Source organism: Brevundimonas sp. NPDC090276 (assembly GCF_044772165.1).
Lineage (GTDB): Bacteria > Pseudomonadota > Alphaproteobacteria > Caulobacterales > Caulobacteraceae > Brevundimonas.
This window is the reverse complement of the sequence record NZ_JBIVYK010000002.1, coordinates 913,206-936,223: the sequence shown is the minus strand read 5'-3', so window position 1 is coordinate 936,223 and position 23,018 is coordinate 913,206. Positions and strand designations below refer to the sequence as shown.

Sequence of the window (23,018 nt, the reverse complement as noted above, 5' to 3'; positions counted from 1 at the left end):
CCAAAAACCGCGCGTCATAAGATTGGCTCTGCTGTCCGCCGGGTAAAAAATTACTTGTGAGGTGTGTTGGCTGGACGATTCGCTGACGCACCGCATTACTTCCGCCCTGCGGAGGAGAGTCGGTGATGCCCGAAAGGTTGTCTCATAGGCAGGTCGAGTGCCTGAAGCTCTCCGCCTTCATGAGCGACAAAGAGATCGGCCGGAAGCTCGGCCTGTCTCCGCACACCGTCGAGAACCACATCCGGGAAGCCAAGCGCAAGCTCGGCGTCACCAGCCGCAAGAAGGCGCTGGAGCTGCTGACGGAGTTTCCGTCAGACGGATTCGGCGGCATGGCGGGGCATGCCGAAGACAGCCCAACTCCCGGCGTCAGCGAGGCGTCCGCCGCCTTCGACCACAGTATTGGCACCCCTTCTCCTTTGACGCTGTTCGGTGTGTATTCGGGACTGGGGCAATGGCGTACGACGGCCGGGTGGGGGGGACCGAAACTGGTCCTGATTATTCTACTGGCCCTGGGGATGGCGATCGCGATCGGCGCCATCCTCGCCATAGGTCTGATGGTGTTCGGAGTCGTAGCGGCGTTTTTGAGCTGGCGTTGAAACAGGGGCATTCGCCATGCGTAATAAGACCGATACCGTCACGACCATCGGCTCCATCGTCGCTCATGATCTCATCGATTTCGAGCACGCTCTCGATCAGGCCTTCCTGAAGGCCAATCAGCTTTCAATCAGCATGATCGAAGGACGCAGGTCGGCCCAGCTCTCCGCCGGCTGCGGTCATACGGCCCTGCTGAGTCTCCACGGCGCTATGGGCGCTGTTCTGGAGGCCAGAGGCCAGACGATCCGGACACATGACCGGTTGCAGAAACTGGCGCTCGAACTCGGGCTTGCTCCCGCCCGGCTTGGGCCGTCGGAGTCCAAGACCGGGGAGGATGTTATTGAAACCCCGATCAAGAAGATCGCACAGGGTGACCCAGAGGGGCAGGCGATGAATTGATCGGATACGCCCTATGGTCACTCAACATTGCCGGCCTGGCGCTGCTGGCCTGGAAGGGCGCGCGTGTCGAACGATACGCCGCCGCGCTTCTTGCAACCTACATCCTCGTGGAGCCGCTGGTTCTTCCCTTCCAGATGTCGACCTGGAAGATGGGCTTGGCTGGTCTCAATCTTTTGCTCTTAATCGGGTTGTGGAGGCTCAGCGCCCGCTCGACGCGCTGGTGGCTGGTCTTGGCGGCGGCGCTTCAACTCCTGATCGTCTGCACGCATCTCCTGCCTTTTCTCTCGTCCCAGTTGACGGCCTGGACGGGTGTTACGGTGCGGCTGGCGCTGTGGACGCTCATCAGTCTCACGATCTTCGGAGGGGTCTGGGAAGCCATGGCGGACCGTCGCTTGAGGGGGATGGCTGATGGACGGGGACATGACGCAATTCATCGCGCCGGACCTGAACACGGTCTGGACTGATGGAGACCTGTCGCTTCTTCAGGCCTTCATCGCAGGTGTCGAGCCGCTTGGGGTCGAGAGGCTGGCGGCGAGGCTGTCGGGTGAGTTCGACACGCTCGGCGCCCTTTTCGCGGCCTCGCCGGAGCGGCTGTCCCGCGCCGTGGTCCAAGGGCAGGATGGTCAGGGCTTTGTCCGGCACGTCAGCATATGCTCGGCGATCGCCGCACGATCCCTGCAACAGCGCGTGGATGGCAGAAAGATCCTGTCCTCCTGGCCGGCCCTGATCTCCTACCTGAGGGCAAGTCTTCAGTACGAGATCAAGGAGCAAACGCGGATCCTGTTCCTCGACAAGAAGAACGCCCTCATCAAGGATGAAGTGGCGGGCAGGGGAACAGTGGATCACGCGCCGATGTATGTCCGGGAGGTGATCCATCGAGCCCTGGACGTCGGGGCGTCCGCCATCGTGCTGGCCCATAATCATCCGTCAGGCGACGTCAAGCCGTCCCTCGGGGACAGGAGCCTGACGAAGGACATAGCGGAGGCTTGCAGGGTGATTGGCATCGCCCTGCATGACCACGTGATCATTGGGGCGACAGGCAAGTACGCCTCATTCAAGCAGCTGGGCCTGATCTGAGCCCATTCATCCTGGGGGGAATATGTCGGCAAGCATCGTATCAGACCGGACTATCGGCCTCGTAGCGGGATTCGCGGCGGACCAGCCGGATGTCCTACCCCCCGGCTGGACCGCTCATGAGCTGTCACGGCGTCTGCGCGTCCTGAACGAGGTGATGTTCCGGCGGCGCTATCCTCGGGCGCCGTTCGAGCGTGAATGGTCCGAGTGTCCGGCGCCGGTGTCGGCAGCCAGCCTTCCTCAGGTGTTCCGTGCTCTGCAGGAACTTGCATACAACGCGGATCTTGCGGCGGATCCTGAGGCGGCCCGGCTGCTGCCGGTCATTCTGGCTCGTGCCGTCGAGCTTCTCCCCCAGGATGCCATCGGGTCTATTGGCCACGGTGAAGCGGGGCAGGCCTGACGGCGTAGAGGGCGAAGCTCGCCTTCGTATTGCATCCGGCGGCCGGGCCGTCAGGCGAGGCTCCGCAGATAGGTCATGATGTTCTCAAGCGCCTCGACATCGGCGCCGTCGCCGCGCCCTCCAGCTTCGACATTGGGAATGATGACGACCAGCATGTCGATGATTTCCGGCACCGACTGCGGCCTGTGGGCGAGAATCAGCCGTTCGAGCCTGTCGAGCAACTCATGATCGTACTCGATCTTGGGGCTCTTCTCGTAGGTCTCGACCGCTTCCTTGAACGCAACATCCATCGCCGAACCCCCTGAAAGGGCGGGCGCTGACCGCCAATCGGCCAGCTGGCCGTCCAGCGCCCTCGTTCCGTGGAGCTCCAGCGCACAAGTATAGGTTGTGGCTGCCGTTGATTCCGGTCAAGGGACTTGCGGATCAGGCCGGAGGGAACGCTCGGACTGCTCCATTTCCTCGACGCAATGGAGAAGAGTGCTCCAGGCGAGAGTCAGGCCTTCGACCACCTTTTCCGGCGGAGCGTCGAAGTCGATGCGGTCGAAGGCCTCGTCCATCCAGGTCAGGATCTGGCGCGCCAACTCTGCGCGCAGGCGCGCGACCGCATTGTCGTCTGTCATTCTGGTCGAGTCGCCCTTCGCCGAACCAATTAGAGGTTGCGGCTCCCGTAACGCTTCTATCGGTGGTGGCGCGGTCTTGTCGAGGCGAAGAAGGGGTTCCGTTAACTGTAAACTGGACGGCACCGGGACTCTCGACTAGCCGGAAGGTCCAAGGGGAGTTTTGAGTGATGCCCGAACGGCTGAGCGCACGACAAAGAGAATGTCTGCTTCTCACGCGGCATTACGGCACCAAGGAGATCGCCCATCTGACGGGGATTTCCGAGTCCACGGCCAAGAAGCATATCCATGAGGCCTGTCAGAGGCTTGGCGTCAATACGCGCAAGGCGGCCCTGGCCATTCTGGAACGAAACGTACCAGGGGGTACGACGCGCCCCATGGCGGCGCCGGGGGACGAGAGGCTTCATCCATCCGTCAACACGGAGACGGAAGATGGCGAGCCGGACAAGCGAACCGCCGCAGTGGAACTGGGTGCAACTGGAGGAGGCTCTGGAGTTCATGGGCTCCGACAGGAGCGATCCTCTGCACCAGTATCTTCTCGACGGCCTGAAGGAGCCGGCTGCGACGGCGTCGGCGGAAGTCTTCCTGAAGGAGCTGCTCTCGGTCGCGGTGCTTCTGGCGGCGCGCGGGCGGGATATCGACCGCCGCCCGCCAATCCCCTGGCACGACTTGCCCTCGTCATCCTGCTGATCGCAGTGAGCGCGCTGCTTTTCAGCGCGGTCGCCAGCGTCGTCATCGGCGATCAGGTCCGCATCCAGGCGGCGGATCGCTCCCGCTAGAACCCTTCCTCATTTCTCGAGGACCCAATCCCCCGCACGCGGGGAGGAGCGCACACCCATGAGTAAAGACGCCTTTGGAATCGAGCTGGCCCGTCAGCTGTTTGTCGCTGAACGCGCACTGGACATGGCGATAGCCGAGACCAATGACTTGGCCTCCCTGATGACGCGCGGACGCATCCGTCATCGCATATCGGCCGTGGTGGGGCAGGCGGCTCTGGAAGACGTCGGGGCGCTGGTAGCGGGTCTGACCGCGGCCAGGAACCGGATCGTTACGGCCCACGCCTCCCTCAAGCGCGACGCCCAGGAACTGGGTATCGGTTGGCATGCGGCCGGGCCTGAGCTTAAACCGGCCGAGGATGGGCCGGTCGTGAAGACGGCCCGATTGCAGGCGGTCGCCTGACGAGGGGGCGCGATTGGGCGGATTGGTCAGCTATCTGGCGCTGTGGGGAGCGTGTCTGGGGCTGACCGCCCTGTGCTGGCGCCTGGGCGGGGCGCCGGAGCGGCGGGCGGCGGCGATGCTGGCCGCCGCCTACGCCCTGTCCCTGGCGCTGGGCGGAATTCGTATCGAAGGTCTGAAGGTGGCCGTGGTGGGGGCGGACCTCCTGCTGGCCTGCGGCCTCTTGTGGCTGGCGCTGACTTGCCGGCGGTGGTGGCTTCTCGTCGCGGCCGCCAACGCCCTGCTGGTGGTGATCGCGCACGCCAGCGTCTTCCTGGAGCCGGACATTCATCAACGGGCCTACATCGCCTATCGGATGCTGCCGGGCCTGGTGATCCCGCTGGCCGCCGGCTTCGGCGCCTGGGAACGCTGGCTGGCCGGTGAGCCCGCCGCCGGCGGTTGGTTGCGGCGGAGCACCGGCTCGCCTAGCGTCGCCGGGACAGGCGGAGAAGTCATTTGAAACGATCGACCACGGAGTTCGACAAGGAACTCGGGGCTCAGGTGCGCAGCGTTCGGGTCGCCGCCGGCATGACCCAGTCAGAGCTCGGCGCTGCCGTGGGCCTGACCTTCCAGCAGATTCAGAAGTACGAGCAGGGAGCGAACCGGATCTCCGCGAGCATGCTCCTGCAGTTGAGCCAGGCCTTGAACGCCGACTTCAGCGCGGCGGTCGCCCTGGAGGGCGCGCGTCCCTCGGGTGAGGTGCGTTCGCGCGAAGAGGAATGGCTGCTCGCCGACTTCGCCCGGCTGGACGCCGGACGGCAGCGCCTGGTGCTGGACTTGGTGCGGACCCTGGCCGGCGCCTGACGCCGGGCGGCCGATCCGTTGAAGAAGGGGTGTCGGGCGGCCTTGGGGCGTGAGGTCGTTGACACATATTTTTGGTGGTGCGATCCACAAGGTGCGCAATCACAGGTTTAGAGCGCCCGCGATTGTCCTGCTTGTCCGAACCCCTCTCGGACTGATGTGTGAACCCGACTTGCCCGCTTCGCTAGAACGAAGCGGGCTTTTTCGTGGAGGTCGATCGGCGGGCGGGCGATGTCGGCGCACTGTAGCCGACGCCTGACGGCGGCGCGGCTGGAAGGGCGGAGGAAGGGCGGCAGGGGGCGCTCCGATCGGGAGCGCGCCGGTATCGGAGACCGTCATGACCCCTGTCGCCCCTGCCGCCCTGGTCGATCCAGACCGGCCCCCGCCTCTGTCCTGTGGCGTGATCGCGCCGGAGGAGGAAGCCCTGCTGACCGCTATCCTCGAGAGACGGCTTCCAGTCACGGCCGCCCGGGACGCGGCCGAAGGGCTCATCGCCCGTTTTCATGGTTTGGCCGGCGTGCTCGCCGCCGACGTCGTCCTCCTGCGCGGGGAGGGGCTGGACCAGGCCGGCATCGCCGAACTCCAGCTTGTGCGGGGCCTGACCGCGAGCCTCGCGCGAGCGCGGGCCTGCGAAAGGCCCGTTCTGTCCTCGTGGTCCGATCTGACGGGTTATCTGCGGGTCGCCCTAGCCCATGCGCCTCGCGAGCAGTTCCGCGTCCTCTATCTCGACAAGCGCAACATCCTGATGCGCGAGGAGCATCGGGCGGACGGCACGGTCGATCATGCGCCCGTCTATCCTCGGGAAGTGGTGCGCCGAGCGCTCGAGCTCTCCGCCTCCGCCCTCATCCTCGTTCACAATCATCCCTCGGGGGATCCCACGCCCTCCCGCGCCGACATCGAGATGACCCGCAAGATCATCGACGCGGCCAAGGTCTTCGACATCGTCGTCCATGACCACGTCGTGGTCGGACGGGAAGGGACGCGGAGTTTTCGCGCCCTGGGTCTGATGTGAGGCGGTCATGAGCCTGGAGGCCATCGTCGCCGCCCTGGGCGGGGAGGTGCATCCCGGCGGGCGAACGGCTCATGTCGCCGCGCCCGGGCATAGCCGGGCGGACCGCTCCATCTCCCTTCTGCTCGACGGCGACCGGCTCGTGATCCATGGCTTCGGGGCGGCCGACTGGCGTGAGGTCCGAGATCATCTCCGGCGCAGCGGTCTGATCGACCGCGACGGCCGACTGTCCGCCTCCAGCCGGGAAGCGTCCTTCGCCGGCTCATCGGATCGCCTGGCGCCGCGCCCCTCGGTCCGGGCCCGGATCGCGACCGCCGAGGCCCTGTGGCGGACGGCGCTTCTTCTCAAGCCGGGCGACCTCTGCCAGCGCCATCTCGCGTCGCGAGGCATTCCTGTCCCCGTGATGAGCGAGGCCCTTCGCCGGTCGTCAGAGGCGCCCGTCAGCGTCTTTCGCCAGGGCGGAAGGACCTGTCCGGCCCTGATAGCGGCCGTTTGCACGCCGCAAGGCGACCTGAGCGCTGTGGAGATCGCCTATCTCGATCCTGACGGACGCGCCGCCCGAGATCTGCGGCTGCCGCGCAAGACCGTGGGCGTCGTGCCGCCGGGATCCTCAATTCGTCTCTGCCCCGCGGCCGGCAGCATGCTGGTGGCGGAAGGCGTGGCGACGACCCTGTCCGCCATGGCCCGCTTTCGTTTGCCGGGCTGGGCCCTGATGTCGGCGGGCAATCTTTCAGCCTGGCGTGCGCCGCCGGGTGTGCGGCGCGTCCTCATCGCCGCCGACCGGGGGCGGGCGGGAGAGGCGGCCGCGGCCCGGCTACAGCGGCGGCTCGAGGCGGCAAGCCTTGAGGCGGCCGTCCATCTCCCTCCGCCGGGGTTAGGGGACTGGAACGACGCCACGCCCTGAAAGGAGAAGGGAGGGGCGGGCAGGGCGCCGGAGCGGCGGGGATGAGCCTCGCCGGCCGGGTGGAGAAGCCCCATGTCCCGTTCCCGATCTTCAGCGCTCGCCGCACCCGCCGCCGATCCCGCAGGGAGCGCCTCGCGGCTACCCGTGAGCGCCCGTCTCGGCGATCTCGAGATCGCGCCGGAGAACCTGCGCTGCGCCGAGCCGGCCGACGACGAGATTCCGCAACTGGCCGAGACCATCGTCGCCGCCGGCCTGTTGCAGTATCCGACGGTTCGTCCCGGGCGGCGGGGGGAAGCGGCCTGGATGGTTCTGGACGGACGGCGCCGTCTCCTGGCGCTGCGGCTTCTGAAAGACGCCGGCCGCATCGACGACGATCATCCGGTTCCGGTCTTTGTCGAGACCGACCGGGCACGCCAGGCCGCGGCGGTCGTCCTGACCAATACGGCTGCGCCGGTCCACGTCGCCGATGTGATCGCCGCCATCGGCCGCATGCTGAAGGCCCGGCTGACGGTTGGGGCTATCGCTCGCGCCCTGGGCTATGGCGAGACGGAGATCCGCCGCCTGGCGGCGTTGTCGGCCTTGCCGCCGGTGGCGCTTGAGGCCCTGAAGGGCGGTCGCATCACCCTGCGTCAGGCCCGTCTGCTGGCCCTGCTCAGGGACGGCGAGGAACAGGCGGCCCTGGCCCGGGCCGCCATGGACGGCCACGGCCTGCCCGAATGGCGCATCCAGGAGCAGCTCGGCAAGGGCCGCATCACCATCCGCGATCCCCGCTGCGGCCTGGTCACGCCGGACCTCTACGCCGCCGAGGGCGGACGGACCGAGGCGGACCTGTTCGGCGAGCTGCCGCCCGTCCTGCTGGATCCCGACTGTCTGAACCGGGCCTGGATGAAGCGCGTCCAGCCGCTCGCCGCCCGGTTCGAGGCGGAAGGCTTGACGGTCCTGGTCCAGCCGGGCGACGCGGAGACGGAGGCCCCTGAGGAGATGGAGCAGCTCTGTTACGTGTACGGCGGCCTCTCCGATGAGGGGGTCGTCGTCTACCGCGAGACCCGGGCCCACGCCCAGGCCGCTGCCGAAGCCGTTGAAGCCGCCCTGTCGCCGAGAGACCAGGGCGGCGAAAACCTGATCGCCGAAGAGGAGGCTCTGGCCGCCCTCGAGGCCCTGGTCCGTGCGCGGATCGCCCAGGACCAGGCGGGCGCCGGCCAGCGCCTCGCCGTCCTGATCCTCCTGCGGCCGTCCTTGAGCCGAGGTGTCGAGGTGGATTGCTTTGCGCCTGTCGAGATCATGGTCGAAGAGGCGGATGACGACGACGAGGCGGTCGATGTCCGGAGCGTTGCGCCGGTCGTGGCGCGCTCGACCTATTCTCCGCCCCAGGCCGAGGCGCCGATGCCGGAGACCGAGGGCGTCAGCCATGTCCTGCACGCTGTGCGCACGGATACGGCGACACGCGGTCTGATCCGGGCCTTGGCGGGAGCGCCTTCGGTCGCCCTGACGGTCCTTATCACCCGCCTCTTCGCCAGCCTGGCGGTCTGGCCGCCTGTCTGCAGAAGCGAGGCGGCTCTGGCGCTCACCGCCGTAGGCTTCGCGCCTGCCAATGGCAGGATCATCGCCGGTCTCGACGGTGTGGTCCGCGAACAGCTGGATGAACATCGCCGACAATGGGAGGCCTCCGGCCTGACCATGATCGCCTGGGTCCATGGTCTCGAGACCGGGGACCGTTTCGAGCTCATGGCCGGGCTGGTCGCGCTCAGCCTGGACCTGCATGAAGCCCGCACGGGCCAGGTGCGCAAGGCGGCGCGGGCGGAGGCGGCGGAGATCGCGGCCCTGTGCGAGGCGGATATCTCGCGCTGGTGGACGCCGGACGGCGCCTATCTCCGGGCTCACTCGCGAGACCAACTGCTGGCCATGCTGGAAGCCATGGGGGTGGAGACCGAGGCGCCAGGCTGGATGCGAAAGGGAGATCTGGCGGCATGGGTCGAGGATCAGGCGGCGGCCCGGACCTGGACGCCCGCCTGCCTGTGCTGGACGGGCGGCGCGCCCGAGGAGGAAGCTGCGATCGAGGACGATCCCGGCGACGTCGCCCCAGGTCCTGAGGGGGATGACTCCGAAGGCGACGGCGCCGGCGTCTTCGAGGTGAGGCCGGAAGGGGAGACGGTGCGCGAAGCGGCGGCGTGACCGCGAAGGCGGCTTGGTCGGCGGCGTTCGGCGGAGCCTTCTCAAAGACCGGAAGGAGGGACAGGTCGGGCGAGGCGAGCCGGGAAGAAGGCTTTCCGGGCCTCCGGATCAAGGAGACTGAAGATGCAGACCATGGTGTTCACCGGCCGCCTGGCGGCCGACCCCCAGATCAGCCCTGACTTCGGCAAGGCGGTGTTTCGGCTGCTGGAGAAGCGCGGCGTGGACCTCGGCGGCAATGACCGGATCGTCGGCGTCAACTGCGTCAGCTGGTCGAAGGGCCTGAATGAGAAGGTGGTGTCGCGGGCCCTGGCTCAAGGTTGTGAAGCGGTGGTCGTCGGCGTCTTCGTCGATACCGCCTATACGGCGCGCGACGGGACCGAACGGGCGGCCAAGGAGCTGGTCGTCGACCGGCTGACTGTTCTCGACTGGGCGGCCGACCGGGAAGCGGCTGCGTTCTCGACCGACGACGCCGATCAGGCTGCGGCCTGAGCTTCATTCCACATCATTGCAAGGAGACTGATCATGCAGACCCTCGTCATCGAAGGCTATCTGGCCGCCGACCCTTCCATTCTCGCCGCCCAGGGCTCAGGGCGGAAACGCGCGAGCTTCCGCGTCCTGGAGACGACCCGCTATCGCCGCGCCGACGGCGAGGCGGGAGAGCGGACGACCGGCTTTAACTGCGTCTGTTTCAACGAGAGCACGACGGAGAACTATATCGCCCCCTATGCCCGCAAGGGCAGCCGGGTCGTGCTCCAGGGCCATGTCGAGAACGACAGCTGGACCGGCAAGGACGGCGTCGATCACTATGACCTAAGGGTGGTGGTCGAGGACCTGCGCCTGAAGAACCGGCGGCGCCGTGGGAGCGAAGAAGCGGGTCCAGCCGGCGTGGCGGTAGCCGAAGCGTCGGAGGACGATATTCCCTTCTGATTGCGACGCCGACCCATGCGGATCAGCGTTTGAAGCGGCCAGGGGCCCGGCGCTCAGGCGTCGGGCCCTTCCCATCGGCAGGGGAAGGGGAAGGGGAAGGGGAAGGGGAAGGGGAAGGGGAAAGGGAAAGGGAAAGGGAAAGGGAAAGGAAGGGCGCGGTCGGTCGGGTCGATGGGACCCGTAACGGGAGAAGCGCCATGTCTGCATCCATCTGGACGCCGGAACGAACCGAGCGGCTTGTCGCCCTGTGGGGCGAGGGTCGGACCGCGGCCTCAATCGCCCGCCTGCTCGGACCTCATGTCTCGCGCTGCGCTGTGCTCGGCAAGGTCTTTCGCATGGGTTTGGTTCGGGAGGCGTCGTCTGTCCCGCCGAAACCGCGGGCGAAGCTTGCGGTGAACGACAGGGCGAGCCGGGTCGGTCGGGTCGCCAGGTCGGGAGGGCGTGACGGCACGTTGATCTCGGGGGCGGCAGGGCCTGACCCGGTCCCTTCCTCTCAAGGGCGCAGGTCAGTGCGACCGGACGTCCCGGAAGGACCCCGGGCGACCATCCTGTCGGTGAAGCGCGGACAATGCCGATGGCCCTATGGGTGGCCGGGGGCTGCCGGCTTCGGCCTATGCGGTCGTCCCGTGGCGCGGGGCGCCTTCTGCGCAGCCCATGCGATCGTCGGATATCAGGGGCGAGGCATGAGCGCCGAACGGCTTATCCGGATAGCGGAGCTGTCGGTTTCGCCTGACCAAAGCGGTTCGGTTGAGGTTTGATGTTTCCGGACGCGACGGCCGTGTCGGCCGTCGATCAAGGCCCTGCAGCATGATCATCGGTCGTACTCGGCGCGGAGCGCCGAAAGGGGTCCTCGTCCAGGGGACGAGGACATGCCCCCACACAACGACTTCCGATCCTGACACGTCACCCCGGCTGTCAACGGCTGCGCCGTTTCCCTTCGCGGCCCGCAAGCGGCGGACCGCTGCGGTGACCGCCGGGGACCCCGACGTGGCCAGGGATCGGGTCGTTGCGCATGGGGCGCTTCGACATTTCAGAACTGGAATGATCCGATGCACAGCACCCAATCTCCCTCCGCCTTCGCCTTTTCGCCGAAATCAGATTCCGCCTTCGACGACCTGACCGCTTCACTTGGCGACGGGCGCCCGCACCCGACCGAGGAGGCGCTGGTCCAACTCGGTCGCGCTCTCATGGCCGAACTTCTGGACGTGATCGCGGACACGGCTCTGGACGACGTCCAGACCATCCTCGGCGAAGCCCTGATCGGCGCCTTTCATTCGGCGGCTGGGCGGATCGAACGCGACGCCGACCGGGCGCGGGACGTGATGCGCCGGCTGGATCGCGACTTCGACGGATCCGAGGCGGCGGACGTGGAGCTTCAGGAGGCTACGGCCCGGGCGCGCGCCGGAGATGCGGCGACGCAAGCAGCCGCACGAATCCGCGACGCCGCCGCCGAGATGTGGACGACGGCGACCGGCGAGGTCTGGACGGCCTGGCGCGGCAGCCGCAGGGGCAGCTTCCTGTCAGCGGCCCAGCTGGAAGCCAAACAGGCGATCAGAGCGGTGCGCGAACGCCGCACAGACGACGCCTTCCACGGCGGACCGGTCGTGGCCTTCCGGGGCGCGCCAACGGCGGATACGGCTGAGGACGCGGCCCGCATCTTCGACGCGCTCAACTGGGCCCTGGGCCAATGGCCCGACATGGCCCTCGCGACAACGGGGGCCAAGGGCGCCGAAAAGCTGGCGATCCGGTGGGCGGCGCAGAAGGGGGTGAAGCTGATCCTCGCCCGCGCCGACTTCGACGCCCACGGCAAGGCTGCGCCCTTCCGCGCCAATGATGAACTCATCGCCCTTGAACCGGTCTGCTGCTTCACGCTCGGCGCCTCGCTGGAAGCTTCGCGTTCGGCGGACGGACGCGCCTTCGGCCCCGCGATGAACCTGGGGCAGAAGGCGGATGCGGCCGGGATCCGGCGCCTGCCGCTTCAGCGCCGCGCCCACTGACCGACCCCAGCCTGTAAGACCTGACCCGCTCGGCTTCGGCCGGGCGGGTTTTCTCGTGTTGCGGGGAGGTTGGCGCCTTCGGGCGACCAGAAGCCGCTCTTCCGACGAAGCGTTTGCGGGCCTTGGCGGCGGTTAGCTTGGGGATGCGCAGTATGTCCGAAAATCTGCTGAAAGGAGCTTAGGGCAAGATAAAAGAGGGCGAGGATCGGGTGGGGTTCTTGTATTCTTTTCCAGCATTTAGGCGGTTGTGTTTGCGCAATTGACGACTTGCGGAAAGTCGTTGCGGTCGTGCGTCATCCGGAGGGTGGAGGCCCGGGCATGCTGGTGCGTGAGGCGATCGAAACGAGGTTGTCGTCCGGCGGCGCGAGCGGAGAGGAAGAGGCGCTGGCAATGCGTCTTCCGCACGGCCTCAAGCCGGATCTGATGGGGGCGCGGCTGGGCCTCCTGCGCCGTCTGGCGGCGTCGAAACACGTCGCGCTCGGAGGGCGTTCAGGCGTGCTTGGGACCGCGCAGAAACGCTCAGGCCGGCCTTTTCGTCCGGATGTACGCCAGCGGGTGATCGTCAAGGCCCTGGTCAGCAGACATGTTGGGCGGGGCGTCGAGCGCGGTGCGGCGTTGGCGAGGCATGTCGCCTACCTGGGCCGTGAGGGTGCGGGCGAGGAAGGCGGGCCGCCGTCCTTCTTCGATCGCACGTCCGATGAGGTGCCGGCGCGGTCGGCGACGGAAGGCTGGAGGGACCACCGGCACCATTTTCGGCTTATCGTTTCACCGGAGCACGGCGATCGGATCGCTGACCTGCAGGACTATGTGCGCGATGTGATGGGACGCATCTGCGCTGACTTGGGCGAACCCGACCTGCGGTGGATTGCGGTCTGCCACCACGATACCGACCAGCCTCACGCCCATGTTCTGCTTTCGGGAAGGCGGGGCGATGGGCGTGACCTGGTGATCCCGCGGGACTACGTCGCCTACGGCTTTCGTGCGCGAGCGCAGGAGGTCGCGCAGGAAAGACTGGGCGACCTGTCGCGTCATGACGCTGAGCGCCGCATCTGGCGCGAGACCCAGGCCGACGCCTTCACGAGCTTCGACAGGCGGCTCCTGGCGACTATGGACGCTGCAGGAATGGTGGGCGATGGAGCGGGAGGCGTGGGCGCTTGGGCGGCCCTGACACGCGGTCGTCTCGCTCATCTCGAAGCGCTGGGGTTGGCGCAGCGGTGCGGGCGCCGCTTTTATCTGGTCGACGACCTGGAGGCGCGGTTGCGCAAGCTGCGGCTATCGAAGGACGTGATCCGGACGCTCAATCAGCGACGCTGGGAGAATGTGAAACAGGTGCGGGTCTTCTCGGGCGAACGGGTGGAGGGCGAGGTCATGAAGGCGGGCTTTCACGACGAGCTCGGGGCTTCGCCCTTTGTGCTGATCCGTGATCTTGATGGCGTCGAGCACTATGCGCAGCTTGGCGTGGGCGCCAAGCTGCCAGCGGTTGGGGGCCAGACGAGGCTGGAGATGGGCGAAAGGGGCGTGGTCTGCCTGTCGAAGGGCGTTGGCCGCTCAGGAGCAGGCATGGGGCTCTGAAATCTTCGGACAAGCCGCAGACGATTGAAAGGATGACGAGGGAGGGGAGGGTGAAGCTGTTTGCGGAAGGTCACCCGCAGCGGTTGCGAAACATCGGCCATATGCCCTTGAATGGCTTGGCCGTATCGGGGAGACTCCAGCCATGGCCAAGGCGCTCAAATCAATTCCGGCGGTGAAGCGCAGGGAGCTCGACCGGGCGGTGGAGATCCTCAGGGAGTCCTTCGCCGAGGCGGTGTCGACCCGCGAGGCGGAGCGGCTGAAGAACGGGCGCATCCTCAAGATCATCCTATTCGGCAGCTATGCGCGCGGCGACTGGGTCGATGATCCGATCGGAAGGTATTTCTCCGATTTCGATCTTATGGTCGTGGTCGACCATGATGACCTGACGGACAGCGATTTTTGGCGCGCGGCGGAGCAGAGGCTTTTGTCCGCCACTGTAGCGGGGCAGAACCTGCGCACGCCGGTCAGCGTCATCGTCCATAGCCTGGATGACGTGAACCACAGGCTGGAGCGTGGACGCTACTTCTTCATCGACATCGTGCGCGATGGGGTGGTGCTGTTCGATACGCCGGGTGTGGATTTCGTCGAGCCGAAAGCGCTGGCGGCGGCGGATGCGCTGGAGGAGGCGAGGGGGTATTTCGAGGACTGGATGGAGAGCGCCTCTGGTTTCATGCGCATTGCTGATTTCTGTATTGACGACAATCGGCTCAAACTCGCCGCCTTCAATCTCCACCAAGCCTCAGAGCACCTTTACCATTGCCTGATGCTGGTGATGACGCTGTACGCGCCTAAGTCCCATAAGCTGATAGCGCTTCGGAAGCTTGCTGAGCCCCTGCTTCCTGAGCTCGCTGAGGTTTGGCCCGGGCAGACCAAGTTCGAACGACGTGCTTTTGAGCTCCTGCGTGCTGCCTATGTGAAGGCTCGCTATTCGCGGCATTACAAGATCACACGCGAAGAACTGGAGTGGCTCACATCGCGTATCGAACTGCTGCGAGAGATCGTGCGAGAGGCTTGCGAAGCGCACATTACCGAGTTGGCGAATGAAGCCGATGCAGGGCTCTGCTGACCGCTTCTCAGCGACTGCTTCTGACTGAGGCCGTGTAAAAACGCTGAGCCACGCTGAGGCAGAGGTGACGACGAGGCGCTATGGTCTCAAGCCCTGATCGCTTCCATCAACGGTTTCGCTCCCAGCACCGCCATCACCCGCTTCATGTTGTAGGCTAGGATGTGGAGGCTGATCTCGGTCTTCACGTTGGGAAGGCGCTTCGTGAGGAAGTGGGTGTGGCCCATCCAGGCCTTGATCGTGCCGAACGGGTGTTCGACCAGGCTTCGCCGTTCGCGCATGGCTCTGGGCCTCAGGTCCATACAAGCCTGTAAGGCGTCGATCACCGCTTCATGCTCCCAGCGCGTGACCTTTCGTTCGACCGCAGGCGTGCACTGGAGCTTGATGCTGCAGCCGGTGCAACTGGCCCGGTCCCAGTATCGATGCAGCGTCATGCCCTTCTCGACGACGGTCATGTGATACGGAAGCAGGGAGCCGGCTGGGCATCGGTAGACGTCCTGGTCGGGCAGATAGACGAAGTCCTGCTTGCCGAAACGGCCGGTCGCCTTGGCGCCTGACGTCAGCGTTTTCGGCACGAAGGGCGTCACGCCCAAGGCCTCGCAGGCCAGGATTTCCTCGCCGGAGAAGTAGCCCCGGTCGGCCAGCACATCGAGCCTCTCCACGCCCATGGCGTCCTTGGCTCGGCTGGCCATGTTCGCCAGTTGCTGCCGGTCCGAGCCGGTCATGATCACCTCGTGGGCGACGATCAGGTGGTGCTCGCCTTCGACGGCGGACTGGACGTTGTAACCGACGACGCCGCTGCCCCGACCGGACGTCGCCATGGCGCGGGCGTCGAGATCCGTCAGGGAGACCTGGCCATCCGGCGCCGCCTCGACCTCGGCCTCCATGACCGTCAGCATCGCCATCTGGGCACGCAGCCGATCGATCTTCTCGACCAGCCGACCGGACCGCGCCTCAACGGCTTCGCCTTCATGGCGATCCGCCGTGTCCAGGTCTTGAAGATAGCCGGCGATGTGTTCGGCGACCTGTTCGATCCGTCGCTTGACCTTGTAAGCGGTGAAGTTCTTGTCGCGGGTGTTCACGGCCTTGAACTTCGAGCCGTCGATGGCGACCAGGGCTGATCCAAACAGGCCAAGCTGGCGACACAGCACGATGAACTGCGCGCACGCCGCCTGGATCGCCGCGCCGTTGTCGCGGCGGAAGTCGGCGATGGTCTTGTGGTCGGGCGCCAACCGCCCCGTCAGCCACATCAGCTCGACATTGCGCTGCGCCTCACGCTCCAGCCGCCGGCTGGACTGCACCTTGTTCAGGTAGCCGTAGACGTAGAGCTTCAACAGCGTGGCCGGATGATAGGCGGGCCGTCCCGTCGACGCTGGCGTCATACCCTCGAAGCCCAGGCCCATCAGATCCAGTTCGTCGACGAAGACATCGACCACCCGGACCGGATTATCCTCGACCACATAGTCATCCAGACATTCGGGAAGCAGCGTGGGCTGCCGACGATCTGCACCCTGAACGAAGCGGCTCATAATCCACCTCCTGCTGACCTCAGGAGGCTAACCTAATTCGCTCGGACGAAAGGTGTTTTCACACAGCCTCGACTCTTTGCAGACCTTCGCAAAGGCCGTTCCAGGCCAGCAATAAACGTCTGGAAGAAATGCGGCGGCATACGGCTTGGTCGCTGATCGATCGCGGGCCGTCGCGCTCGCGCTAGCGATCAACACGTCGTCGCCGGGGCATCCGTCTCGACACTTAGCAACTCCGCGAGTCGCTCGTAGCTACACGCCATTTTCTGGACCAGCGTCTCGTAGAGAGTCGTCAGGCTGGCGTCGGCTGCAATTTCCAGGCGTTCGGCGACGGTCGTCAGAACAGTCTGGGCCCTCTCGATCGTCGTCAGATGTGAGTAGGCCACGCGCAAATCGTAGAGGACGTAGAGAGGAGATAGCAGCGCGCCGATGTCCTCCCGAGGCAAAGCGCCCTGCAAAAGAGCTTGAAGCCGTTTCAGGCTGCCAAGATCCTTCGGATCGCCGCCATGGGCTTTGAGCAATCGGCCCAGCCCGGCATTGTCCATCGATTCCAGATAGATTTTGTTGAGCGTGTCGGCGACGTGGCGTCGCTCCTTCGGGGTGTCGACGACCGGTGCGTTGAAGCTCAGCGCCAGGTCCATCACCTCCTGATCGAGGTGCGCGATCTTTTTTCCAAAGCGTTCGAAGGCCGCTTCGACGAATGCGGAGCGGAGCTTAAAAAGTCGGTCCTCGGCAGACGCTTCGGTAAAGACACATTCGATCTGCCCGTCATAGAACTCGCTTCCCAGCGAATGATCGGAGGGCACATTCTCCGAGCGAAGATAGTACTGCTCGGCCTCAGGGAGCTTTGCGATGTCGCCCAGCCACATCACAACGCGGCCGTTCTTGTTGATGCCGAACGAGATGTAGTCGTCGCCCGTGTAGATCGTTCCATAGGTCGTGGAGGCAAACTGGACCTGATATGAGGGCGAATTGTCGTATTTCAGGAGAACTTCCCGGTTGAAGAAAACTGGCGTCAAAAACCCCTGATTTTCACGACGAAATAGTCCGGGGATGTAGAAATAGTCATCCGCCTCGTACAGAAATTTTACCTTGCAGAAACCGAAATCGTTCGTCCGCTTTCTCCGTGTGGAGACGAACAAACTTGAGCCCGCACCTCGACTTCTTTCGTGACAATCGAGCAACGCGAGGCGGGACAAGTCGGGAAGATGGTCTTTTCCACACGGGACGCATCGCAATACCGGGAAGTATACGATCGCGATGCGAACACCGGATATGGTTTCGTTGTAATCGACAAACGCCAGATCCAAATGCTTGCCGCAATCGTCGCAGTAGTTTCGTTGGCGAAATCCAGCCTTTGAAGGTATGAGCTCGCTGATCTCCATCACTCAACCGCCTATATGTCGCCGATGGATCGGAAGACGCTTACCTTGACCCGCTCCTTCAAGCGCTCAAGGGCGAACGTCATCGGGACGGGGTTCTTGAACATTAGATGGCTTTCGACCTTGGTAGCCGATGGCATGCCCAAGTAGCTCTTCACCCTGTCGAACTTCTCTGAAATTAGCTCCATTCGATCGAGATGGAGCAGCAGATAGTCCCGTTTGCCGTTCGAGCGGACTTCGCCTCGGAAATCGGCAAGCTGCTCGGCGATCTCGCCGTAGGTCTTCCGATACTGAACGTCTTTGCATTCGATCGCCAGAATGCGGTCCTCGCCTTTGTGCCAGGCGAGCACGTCCACGTCGCCGTAGTCGCGATCCTGCCCCTGCTGAAGGAGCTTGGTGATCTTGACCTCGACTTCCGCTTGCCACCCCTGTTCGCGGAACCAGGCCGCTACCTCCTGGGCAAACTTGGTCCCGCGCTGATCGGCAGTCCTGCCCTGCCAGCGCTTCATCAGGGGCTTTAACTGCCACTGCGGGAAATCACCGCGATGGTAGTTTGAAAGCGAGTACATCAACGCGTCTCGAACAAGCCCTGGCGCAATGAGCATGCGCGGATCGTCTGCTTCGTCGATCTGGATAAGTGGGCGGCGTAAGACGCTTAGTCTGCGACGAAAGCGCCAAGGGTGCCGATCTCGCGCCTCGTAGCCAGGAGGCACGTCTCTCCAAGAGGGGCGGGGCTTGAATGTCAGGTAGTCAACCAGGCGCTCCACCGCCTCGCGCGGCAGGCTTATCGCCTGCACCTTTACGTCCAGTAGTGCGCTACGCGGAACGCCGATGACCGCGCGGCCTGCCGTGATGGCTATATCTTCAACGGAGTCGGCGAAAAGACGTATCTCATCGAGAGAGACGCCGAACTCCTCCTTAAGCGCAGCCAGAAATGTCGGATCAAACGCCGGCTCGGCGCTCGGCGTGACTTGGACTTCCTCGAAATTCTCAGCGTATCTTTCGGTCGCGTCCTTTGTCCGCACATCGCTTGAGGCGCGCGCGAATGGCTCAAACACCTCCGCGATGTAGTTCAGCTTGCCATGCACATCGCCCAGCGGCGTGATGCGTAGCGAAGGCTCCATCACCTCCCAGTGGATGGCGTCCGACCATCCGCCATAGTGAAAGATCATTCCCATCTTCGCCATGAGACGAGCGAGGTCCAAAACACCGGGCGGTCGGCCGCCGTCCAGAGGGCACTGGCAGATAGCCATTTCGAGAAGAAGGCGCGTGGTTTGGAACACCGCGCTCATCTTCGAGTCGTGATGCCCGATCACTTCGAGCGCCGCCTCCTTGTCGTCGTGCAAGGCGAGCACGGCAGCTGATGTGCGGTGCCAGTGTAGCTGTTCGGTCGCAGCAGCCTCGTGATTTCGAAGAAGCATGCCAATAATCGCCACGCGGTCGAACTGCTTGAGTTCTTCAAGAAGCTCGTTTTCCGCCGTCTCGACGAGCACGCTCATGAATGCCTTGCACTCGTCTTTGCCGTTCAGATTGGGGCCGAGTGCGCGATCACGCGCCCGCCACCCCAAGCCCAGCTTGAGAAGCGCATCGTCTATTTCGTCGAGGGCTATCGGGCTTCTCGGGATGCTCTGGCGGACGAAGTCTCGGAAACGAGTTGTGTAAAATGCATGGCGGTGCCGAGCGAGAGGGCTCGGCATGATCTGCCCCACAAGTTCCGCCCTGTCATTCGCCGTTAGCGCGTGTCCGGCCAGCTCCGCAAACCCTTCGACAACGGCATCGACCAGAGCTCGTTCAGCGATGTTATCGGGGTGGAAGGAAGCCCGATCAAAGAGCGATCCGACATCAAGCGTTAGCGTACGCGAGGCAGCATTAACGATGGGCCGAAATTCCGCGCGGGCCTGCTCGTAAGTCAGGCGTTCAAAATCCACTTCGCGTTCCTGGACTGCCTCCTCGAACCTTACCGTCAGCTGGAGAGGCGCGTCCGGCAGGCCCTGAAGAGCTTGCTCCAGTACCGGAGCCGCCTTGCACAACCAAATCGCGACCATTCTCCAGTAATCGGTGGCGAGCGCCCCTGGAGCGTCGTCAGGCAGCTCGACATTGCACCACCACCCGCGCGTGGGCGTAAAGAACACGCCGGATGGCCCCTCTGGGCCGAAGTCGTCGGTTACGTAGAGTGGATGCGCCCTGTCCTCCGTAAATAGAGACTGACCCTCCTTGCTCACTCGCCGCCATACGCCTCGGGGGTCCAGAACTGCGTGGGGGTCATGCTCTCGGGCGACCTCCTGTCGGAGATCCCGAAGCAAATCCTGTTGCACCATCAGGAAGGACGGCATGCCCTCCCGCATAAAGTCATCCGGCAGGTCACCGTGCGGCACGAGGTGGCCATCGAGCGATCGCATCCACGCGACGAGATTCAAAAGCCCGTTAATGTTGTGGAGGCCAAGACCCAGCTCCTCGATGCGATCCTGAGCATCAAGCAAGCGCCATAGCGTCAAGGGCTTGAAATCAGGCGTCCAGCTCAGAGTCTGCAAGTCGGGAGCACTGATCATCACAACGCGCCAGTCGGGCCGGCTGACATTGATGTAATTCATAATCCCGCGGCCGATGCCGCAGCCAACAACAAGCGAAATCCCGGCGACGAAGGACGGGCTCTTACGAGCCCGTTCGGAGGCGTGATCGATCCAAACATCGATGTCCTTAGCCACCGCGTTCGCGTCGGGTGGCAAGCTGGCGAGCCCGCCAGATTCGAAGCCTTTGAGATCATCGAGAACGAAAACGAGGTTCATAACCCGACCGCGATCGACGGCCTGCGTGACACCCGCCAGAAGGCCACTATTAGCTCGGCGGAACTCGATGTCGGCCCCCATGCCTCCGCCCAAAAGGGGCAGCTCTGAAAAGTGCTTGGCATAGTCGGCCGCCAGGTTCCCTAGGAAGGGCTCCCGGCATGCCACACCGTCGATCTCCTCAATCACGAAGCGGCGGATGGCCGGGCTGACGGCAGTCGGCAGCAGAAGTAAGAACTGGTCTTCGTTCCAGACGAGCGGCCAGCGCTCCAGTCTGGCGTTGATGAACTCATCCTCAAGAATGTGAGCGCGCTGGCGCGGATCAAACACGAACGGGATCAGATGCTCATGGTCGATCCCGGCGGCTTTCAACTCTGCCTGCGTGAAGCAAACTCGGTTGCGTACAGAGCCGATCATACCCGTCAGTTCGCCGGGAAACTTCTCGTGGGGAGATGTTTCTCCAAGCTCATAGCGCGATAGGCCGGCGCGCTCGCACACCATCTCTGAAACTCCCAGCAGTGCGTAGACGCTGTCTCGAATTTCGTTGAAGACTGGGACATCCGGCATCATCTCAACCACGTTGACGACGCGCTGAAGATAGAAGCCTCCAGACTCCCAAATACCTTCGATGATCCGGAAATTGCCCCGTTTCGTGGTGATGTTCCGGACAAACAAATCCTCGGCAGGATCTTCAAGGCGCCCACAGCGCCCTTCGCCAGCAATATCAAACGCCGTGCGTACTATGGCTGCGTCAGCCTTCTTCCGCCCCTTGGCCGAGCCCAGCGACTGATGGATGAGCATTTCCAGTCTGGGGCAGTTAGACTGAAGGTCAGGAACGGTTAGCAGCCCGGCGAAAGTAGCCGCGAGGCTCAGCGGATCATAAGCCACCATTCGCTTCACGAGCTTAGGTGCCTCACGGCCGATCATTCCAACGGTGCGTCGCTCATGCGCATCAAGATGCATGGCTGCCATGAGCTGATCGAAATCTAGCGCCTGGCTTTCCAAATTTTCCCCCAGCTTCTTGAAGATCGCCGAGAGTATGTGTTTCCAATTTGTTCTACAATGACTGTTTGTGGGCGCCGATCCAAAGTCCGCACCCGTCGCTTCAGAGCTGTAGGATTGTTTCCGTCCGGACCTGGCTACCGATATCCGGTATGAACTGCATCTACCTAGGTGCTCGTCTGGAACACTCAGTCTGATCACCTGACCTGGACCTTCAAGCGGTGGAGGCGAATTAAGTTTGCACTGCGGGCGGGTTAGGCGTGACGTCATCCGAGCGGGTGGAGCGTTTCCCTCGTCAACATCCTAGAAACTCGGAAGGCCCTGCTGGACGGCTTCCCGGACCACCCCGATGTGGCCGCCTGGCGCGCGCGAGTATCCACGCATCGACGGCTGGATCGCCACCGAGCGGAAGCCGGAGGCGGAGTAGGATGAGAGCTTCGAGTGAATCTTACAAGTCTCACGGGCGCACCGTCCTTGGCGGCCTTACGACCAGAATGAATGTCAGCTTCTAGACAGAGCACTCGCGACTGCTTCTGGCGCTTCACAGACGATTTTTCGCTGCTCACAAGGTGGTGGGAGCGTCGGGAGTTGATCCGGTGCTCACCGGGCTGCTGAATCAGCTCTACCTGCTCGAGGCGGAGGCGATCCCCGTCGAGCGCGGTGAAGGGGACGAGGCCTAACCGGCGTCGAGCTCGGCGATGAGCGCCTTGACCGTGGCGATCGGCAGGAAAAGCCGCAGCGGTCGTGACGGGAAGGGCTCGAACCCATAGCCCTGATAGAGTTTCAGTCGCCGCTCGATCTGGTCGGGGTCACCGCAGTCTAGCACGTCCAGGATGACGACCGCGATGCCGACCGCTTCGCTCGCCCGCGCGATCTGAGTCAGGGCGTCGACGAGCAGATCGCCGCCATATCCCTGACCCTGGAAGCGGGCGTCTACGCCGATCATGGAGATATAGGCGGCGGGGATCGACCCGTGTCCCGGACGGGTTCGGGCGTATTTGTCCGGTAGCTCCTGATAATCGACGCTATGCGCGTTGGCGGCGTAGAAGCCGATCAGCGCGCCCTCCGCGTTCGTCATCACCCACAGACGGACGTTGTCGGCCTTGGCCAGCTTGTTGGCTGTCTTCTTAAAGAAGTTGTCGACCTGCTCGATACCGCAGGAAAAAGCCGCTCGATCGTGTCTGGCGGGATCGAACGGCTCAATGATGTTGACGGCGGGAGCGGCCTCGTCGCTCACCGACGGGTCACCGTCTCACGATGACGCGTGAAGGCCGTCCGGAGTTTATCCGTAGGCTTGGCCGGCTCGTCCATGGCCGCGAAGAAGGCGGCATGGTCCAGGGGGGACAGTGACGTCCGCTCGTGCGCCTCGATGGTGTCCCGGGCGGACTGGTAGGCGGCGTTCATCGTGAAGACGGAATCGTCCACGCCCGCGAGCGCAGCCGCTCGTTGGATGGTCTGTTTGATGTGCGGCTTGGTGCGGAAGTTCATCCGCTCCGAGCTGCGTTCATCTACCGCGCTGATCTGATCCTTGAAAGCGAGCATGGCTGGCCTCCGTGTCTCCACAAGTCTGATACGTTGTAC

At 64.2% G+C, this 23,018-nt stretch carries 25 protein-coding genes and 1 pseudogene; 19 read left to right on the top strand and 7 right to left on the bottom strand.

All coding sequences use genetic code 11. The features are described 5' to 3' along the window. Nucleotides 1-125: 125 nt before the first annotated feature. Genes ACIQTU_RS10335 through ACIQTU_RS10315 form a run of 5 tightly spaced genes read left to right on the top strand, consistent with a single transcriptional unit; the run spans nt 126 to nt 2,467 of the window. On the top strand, nt 126-596 hold the full coding sequence (locus ACIQTU_RS10335; RefSeq protein WP_400546229.1) for a helix-turn-helix transcriptional regulator: 471 nt from the start codon (nt 126-128) through the stop codon (nt 594-596). Between the two features lie 16 nt (nt 597-612). Further along, nucleotides 613-993 carry a hypothetical protein gene (locus ACIQTU_RS10330; protein ID WP_400546227.1) on the top strand — a complete coding sequence of 127 codons (381 nt, stop codon included), beginning with the start codon at nt 613-615 and terminating at the stop codon, nt 991-993. Next, a complete protein-coding gene (locus ACIQTU_RS10325; protein ID WP_400546225.1) occupies nt 990-1,457 on the top strand; it encodes a hypothetical protein in 468 nt (155 codons plus the stop codon). Before ACIQTU_RS10330 ends, ACIQTU_RS10325 begins: the two co-directional genes overlap by 4 nt. Beyond that, on the top strand, nt 1,414-2,070 hold the full coding sequence (locus ACIQTU_RS10320; protein ID WP_400546223.1) for a RadC family protein: 657 nt from the start codon (nt 1,414-1,416) through the stop codon (nt 2,068-2,070). The genes ACIQTU_RS10325 and ACIQTU_RS10320 overlap by 44 nt, the downstream gene beginning before the upstream one ends. 22 nt (nt 2,071-2,092) lie before the next feature. Continuing rightward, nucleotides 2,093-2,467, top strand: coding sequence for a hypothetical protein (locus tag ACIQTU_RS10315; protein ID WP_400546221.1), 375 nt, complete (start codon nt 2,093-2,095; stop codon nt 2,465-2,467). 50 nt (nt 2,468-2,517) lie between these two features. Here ACIQTU_RS10315 and ACIQTU_RS10310 read toward each other — a convergent pair whose 3' ends face one another. Beyond that, on the bottom strand, nt 2,518-2,757 hold the full coding sequence (locus ACIQTU_RS10310; RefSeq protein WP_400546219.1) for a hypothetical protein: 240 nt from the start codon (nt 2,755-2,757) through the stop codon (nt 2,518-2,520). 117 nt (nt 2,758-2,874) lie between these two features. Next, a complete protein-coding gene (locus ACIQTU_RS10305) occupies nt 2,875-3,087 on the bottom strand; it encodes a hypothetical protein (RefSeq protein WP_400546217.1) in 213 nt (70 codons plus the stop codon). Between the two features lie 167 nt (nt 3,088-3,254). Between ACIQTU_RS10305 and ACIQTU_RS10300 the strand changes: the two are divergent. The 14 genes and pseudogenes from ACIQTU_RS10300 to ACIQTU_RS10235 form a co-directional block, all read left to right on the top strand. After that, a pseudogene (locus tag ACIQTU_RS10300) lies at nt 3,255-3,404 on the top strand (sigma factor-like helix-turn-helix DNA-binding protein); the annotation flags it as partial. 112 nt (nt 3,405-3,516) lie between these two features. After that, nucleotides 3,517-3,774 carry a hypothetical protein gene (locus tag ACIQTU_RS10295; RefSeq protein ID WP_400547126.1) on the top strand — a complete coding sequence of 86 codons (258 nt, stop codon included), beginning with the start codon at nt 3,517-3,519 and terminating at the stop codon, nt 3,772-3,774. A gap of 147 nt (nt 3,775-3,921) precedes the next feature. Continuing rightward, nucleotides 3,922-4,263 (top strand): hypothetical protein, encoded by a 342-nt coding sequence (locus ACIQTU_RS10290; RefSeq protein WP_400546214.1) that lies wholly within the window; start codon nt 3,922-3,924, stop codon nt 4,261-4,263. 13 nt (nt 4,264-4,276) lie between these two features. Next, nucleotides 4,277-4,759: a hypothetical protein gene (locus ACIQTU_RS10285; RefSeq protein WP_400546211.1), complete on the top strand. Its 483-nt coding sequence runs from the start codon at nt 4,277-4,279 to the stop codon at nt 4,757-4,759. Next, the gene (locus tag ACIQTU_RS10280) at nt 4,756-5,103 is read left to right on the top strand and encodes a helix-turn-helix domain-containing protein (RefSeq protein ID WP_400546208.1); all 348 of its coding nucleotides are present in this window, start codon (nt 4,756-4,758) and stop codon (nt 5,101-5,103) included. The genes ACIQTU_RS10285 and ACIQTU_RS10280 overlap by 4 nt, the downstream gene beginning before the upstream one ends. 334 nt (nt 5,104-5,437) lie before the next feature. Further along, entirely contained in the window at nt 5,438-6,112 is a 675-nt protein-coding gene (locus ACIQTU_RS10275) for a RadC family protein (protein ID WP_400546205.1), read from the top strand. A 7-nt stretch (nt 6,113-6,119) separates the two neighbouring features. Then, nucleotides 6,120-7,013 carry a toprim domain-containing protein gene (locus ACIQTU_RS10270; protein ID WP_400546202.1) on the top strand — a complete coding sequence of 298 codons (894 nt, stop codon included), beginning with the start codon at nt 6,120-6,122 and terminating at the stop codon, nt 7,011-7,013. A 144-nt stretch (nt 7,014-7,157) separates the two neighbouring features. Beyond that, complete coding sequence (locus ACIQTU_RS10265) at nt 7,158-9,185, top strand: ParB/RepB/Spo0J family partition protein (protein ID WP_400546199.1); 2,028 nt, start codon at nt 7,158-7,160, stop codon at nt 9,183-9,185. A 123-nt stretch (nt 9,186-9,308) separates the two neighbouring features. Continuing rightward, nucleotides 9,309-9,674, top strand: coding sequence for a single-stranded DNA-binding protein (locus ACIQTU_RS10260; RefSeq protein WP_400546196.1), 366 nt, complete (start codon nt 9,309-9,311; stop codon nt 9,672-9,674). A 33-nt stretch (nt 9,675-9,707) separates the two neighbouring features. Next, nucleotides 9,708-10,112 carry a single-stranded DNA-binding protein gene (locus ACIQTU_RS10255; protein ID WP_400546194.1) on the top strand — a complete coding sequence of 135 codons (405 nt, stop codon included), beginning with the start codon at nt 9,708-9,710 and terminating at the stop codon, nt 10,110-10,112. A gap of 197 nt (nt 10,113-10,309) precedes the next feature. Then, nucleotides 10,310-10,870 carry a GcrA family cell cycle regulator gene (locus ACIQTU_RS10250; protein WP_400546191.1) on the top strand — a complete coding sequence of 187 codons (561 nt, stop codon included), beginning with the start codon at nt 10,310-10,312 and terminating at the stop codon, nt 10,868-10,870. Between the two features lie 291 nt (nt 10,871-11,161). Continuing rightward, the gene (locus ACIQTU_RS10245; RefSeq protein WP_400546188.1) at nt 11,162-12,109 is read left to right on the top strand and encodes a DUF2493 domain-containing protein; all 948 of its coding nucleotides are present in this window, start codon (nt 11,162-11,164) and stop codon (nt 12,107-12,109) included. A 318-nt stretch (nt 12,110-12,427) separates the two neighbouring features. Next, nucleotides 12,428-13,681, top strand: coding sequence for a DUF3363 domain-containing protein (locus tag ACIQTU_RS10240; RefSeq protein ID WP_400546185.1), 1,254 nt, complete (start codon nt 12,428-12,430; stop codon nt 13,679-13,681). Between the two features lie 142 nt (nt 13,682-13,823). Next, on the top strand, nt 13,824-14,747 hold the full coding sequence (locus ACIQTU_RS10235) for a HEPN domain-containing protein (protein ID WP_400546182.1): 924 nt from the start codon (nt 13,824-13,826) through the stop codon (nt 14,745-14,747). Nucleotides 14,748-14,833: 86 nt separating this feature from the next. On the opposite strand, the gene ACIQTU_RS10230 is transcribed toward ACIQTU_RS10235, so the two are convergent. From ACIQTU_RS10230 to ACIQTU_RS10210, 5 genes are all read right to left on the bottom strand, one after another. Beyond that, nucleotides 14,834-16,273 carry an IS1182 family transposase gene (locus tag ACIQTU_RS10230; protein WP_400546180.1) on the bottom strand — a complete coding sequence of 480 codons (1,440 nt, stop codon included), beginning with the start codon at nt 16,271-16,273 and terminating at the stop codon, nt 14,834-14,836. Nucleotides 16,274-16,461: 188 nt separating this feature from the next. Further along, the gene (locus ACIQTU_RS10225; protein WP_400546177.1) at nt 16,462-17,655 is read right to left on the bottom strand and encodes a hypothetical protein; all 1,194 of its coding nucleotides are present in this window, start codon (nt 17,653-17,655) and stop codon (nt 16,462-16,464) included. An 11-nt stretch (nt 17,656-17,666) separates the two neighbouring features. Next, entirely contained in the window at nt 17,667-21,440 is a 3,774-nt protein-coding gene (locus tag ACIQTU_RS10220; protein WP_400546174.1) for a hypothetical protein, read from the bottom strand. A 673-nt stretch (nt 21,441-22,113) separates the two neighbouring features. Next, entirely contained in the window at nt 22,114-22,674 is a 561-nt protein-coding gene (locus ACIQTU_RS10215) for a GNAT family N-acetyltransferase (protein WP_400546171.1), read from the bottom strand. Continuing rightward, nucleotides 22,671-22,979 carry a DUF1778 domain-containing protein gene (locus ACIQTU_RS10210; protein WP_400546168.1) on the bottom strand — a complete coding sequence of 103 codons (309 nt, stop codon included), beginning with the start codon at nt 22,977-22,979 and terminating at the stop codon, nt 22,671-22,673. The genes ACIQTU_RS10215 and ACIQTU_RS10210 overlap by 4 nt, the downstream gene beginning before the upstream one ends. Nucleotides 22,980-23,018 lie beyond the last annotated feature (39 nt).

Excerpts from the sequence above, each read along its gene's own strand:
- ACIQTU_RS10335 (WP_400546229.1), top strand. The coding sequence starts at position 126 with ATGCCCGAAAGGTTGTCTCATAGGCAGGTCGAGTGCCTGAAGCTCTCC.
- ACIQTU_RS10330 (WP_400546227.1), top strand. The coding sequence starts at position 613 with ATGCGTAATAAGACCGATACCGTCACGACCATCGGCTCCATCGTCGCT.
- ACIQTU_RS10320 (WP_400546223.1), top strand. The coding sequence starts at position 1,414 with ATGACGCAATTCATCGCGCCGGACCTGAACACGGTCTGGACTGATGGA.
- ACIQTU_RS10315 (WP_400546221.1), top strand. The coding sequence starts at position 2,093 with ATGTCGGCAAGCATCGTATCAGACCGGACTATCGGCCTCGTAGCGGGA.
- ACIQTU_RS10310 (WP_400546219.1), bottom strand. The coding sequence starts at position 2,757 with ATGGATGTTGCGTTCAAGGAAGCGGTCGAGACCTACGAGAAGAGCCCC.
- ACIQTU_RS10305 (WP_400546217.1), bottom strand. The coding sequence starts at position 3,087 with ATGACAGACGACAATGCGGTCGCGCGCCTGCGCGCAGAGTTGGCGCGC.
- ACIQTU_RS10295 (WP_400547126.1), top strand. The coding sequence starts at position 3,517 with ATGGCGAGCCGGACAAGCGAACCGCCGCAGTGGAACTGGGTGCAACTG.
- ACIQTU_RS10290 (WP_400546214.1), top strand. The coding sequence starts at position 3,922 with ATGAGTAAAGACGCCTTTGGAATCGAGCTGGCCCGTCAGCTGTTTGTC.
- ACIQTU_RS10275 (WP_400546205.1), top strand. The coding sequence starts at position 5,438 with ATGACCCCTGTCGCCCCTGCCGCCCTGGTCGATCCAGACCGGCCCCCG.
- ACIQTU_RS10270 (WP_400546202.1), top strand. The coding sequence starts at position 6,120 with ATGAGCCTGGAGGCCATCGTCGCCGCCCTGGGCGGGGAGGTGCATCCC.
- ACIQTU_RS10260 (WP_400546196.1), top strand. The coding sequence starts at position 9,309 with ATGCAGACCATGGTGTTCACCGGCCGCCTGGCGGCCGACCCCCAGATC.
- ACIQTU_RS10255 (WP_400546194.1), top strand. The coding sequence starts at position 9,708 with ATGCAGACCCTCGTCATCGAAGGCTATCTGGCCGCCGACCCTTCCATT.
- ACIQTU_RS10250 (WP_400546191.1), top strand. The coding sequence starts at position 10,310 with ATGTCTGCATCCATCTGGACGCCGGAACGAACCGAGCGGCTTGTCGCC.
- ACIQTU_RS10245 (WP_400546188.1), top strand. The coding sequence starts at position 11,162 with ATGCACAGCACCCAATCTCCCTCCGCCTTCGCCTTTTCGCCGAAATCA.
- ACIQTU_RS10240 (WP_400546185.1), top strand. The coding sequence starts at position 12,428 with ATGCTGGTGCGTGAGGCGATCGAAACGAGGTTGTCGTCCGGCGGCGCG.
- ACIQTU_RS10235 (WP_400546182.1), top strand. The coding sequence starts at position 13,824 with ATGGCCAAGGCGCTCAAATCAATTCCGGCGGTGAAGCGCAGGGAGCTC.
- ACIQTU_RS10230 (WP_400546180.1), bottom strand. The coding sequence starts at position 16,273 with ATGAGCCGCTTCGTTCAGGGTGCAGATCGTCGGCAGCCCACGCTGCTT.
- ACIQTU_RS10225 (WP_400546177.1), bottom strand. The coding sequence starts at position 17,655 with ATGGAGATCAGCGAGCTCATACCTTCAAAGGCTGGATTTCGCCAACGA.
- ACIQTU_RS10210 (WP_400546168.1), bottom strand. The coding sequence starts at position 22,979 with ATGCTCGCTTTCAAGGATCAGATCAGCGCGGTAGATGAACGCAGCTCG.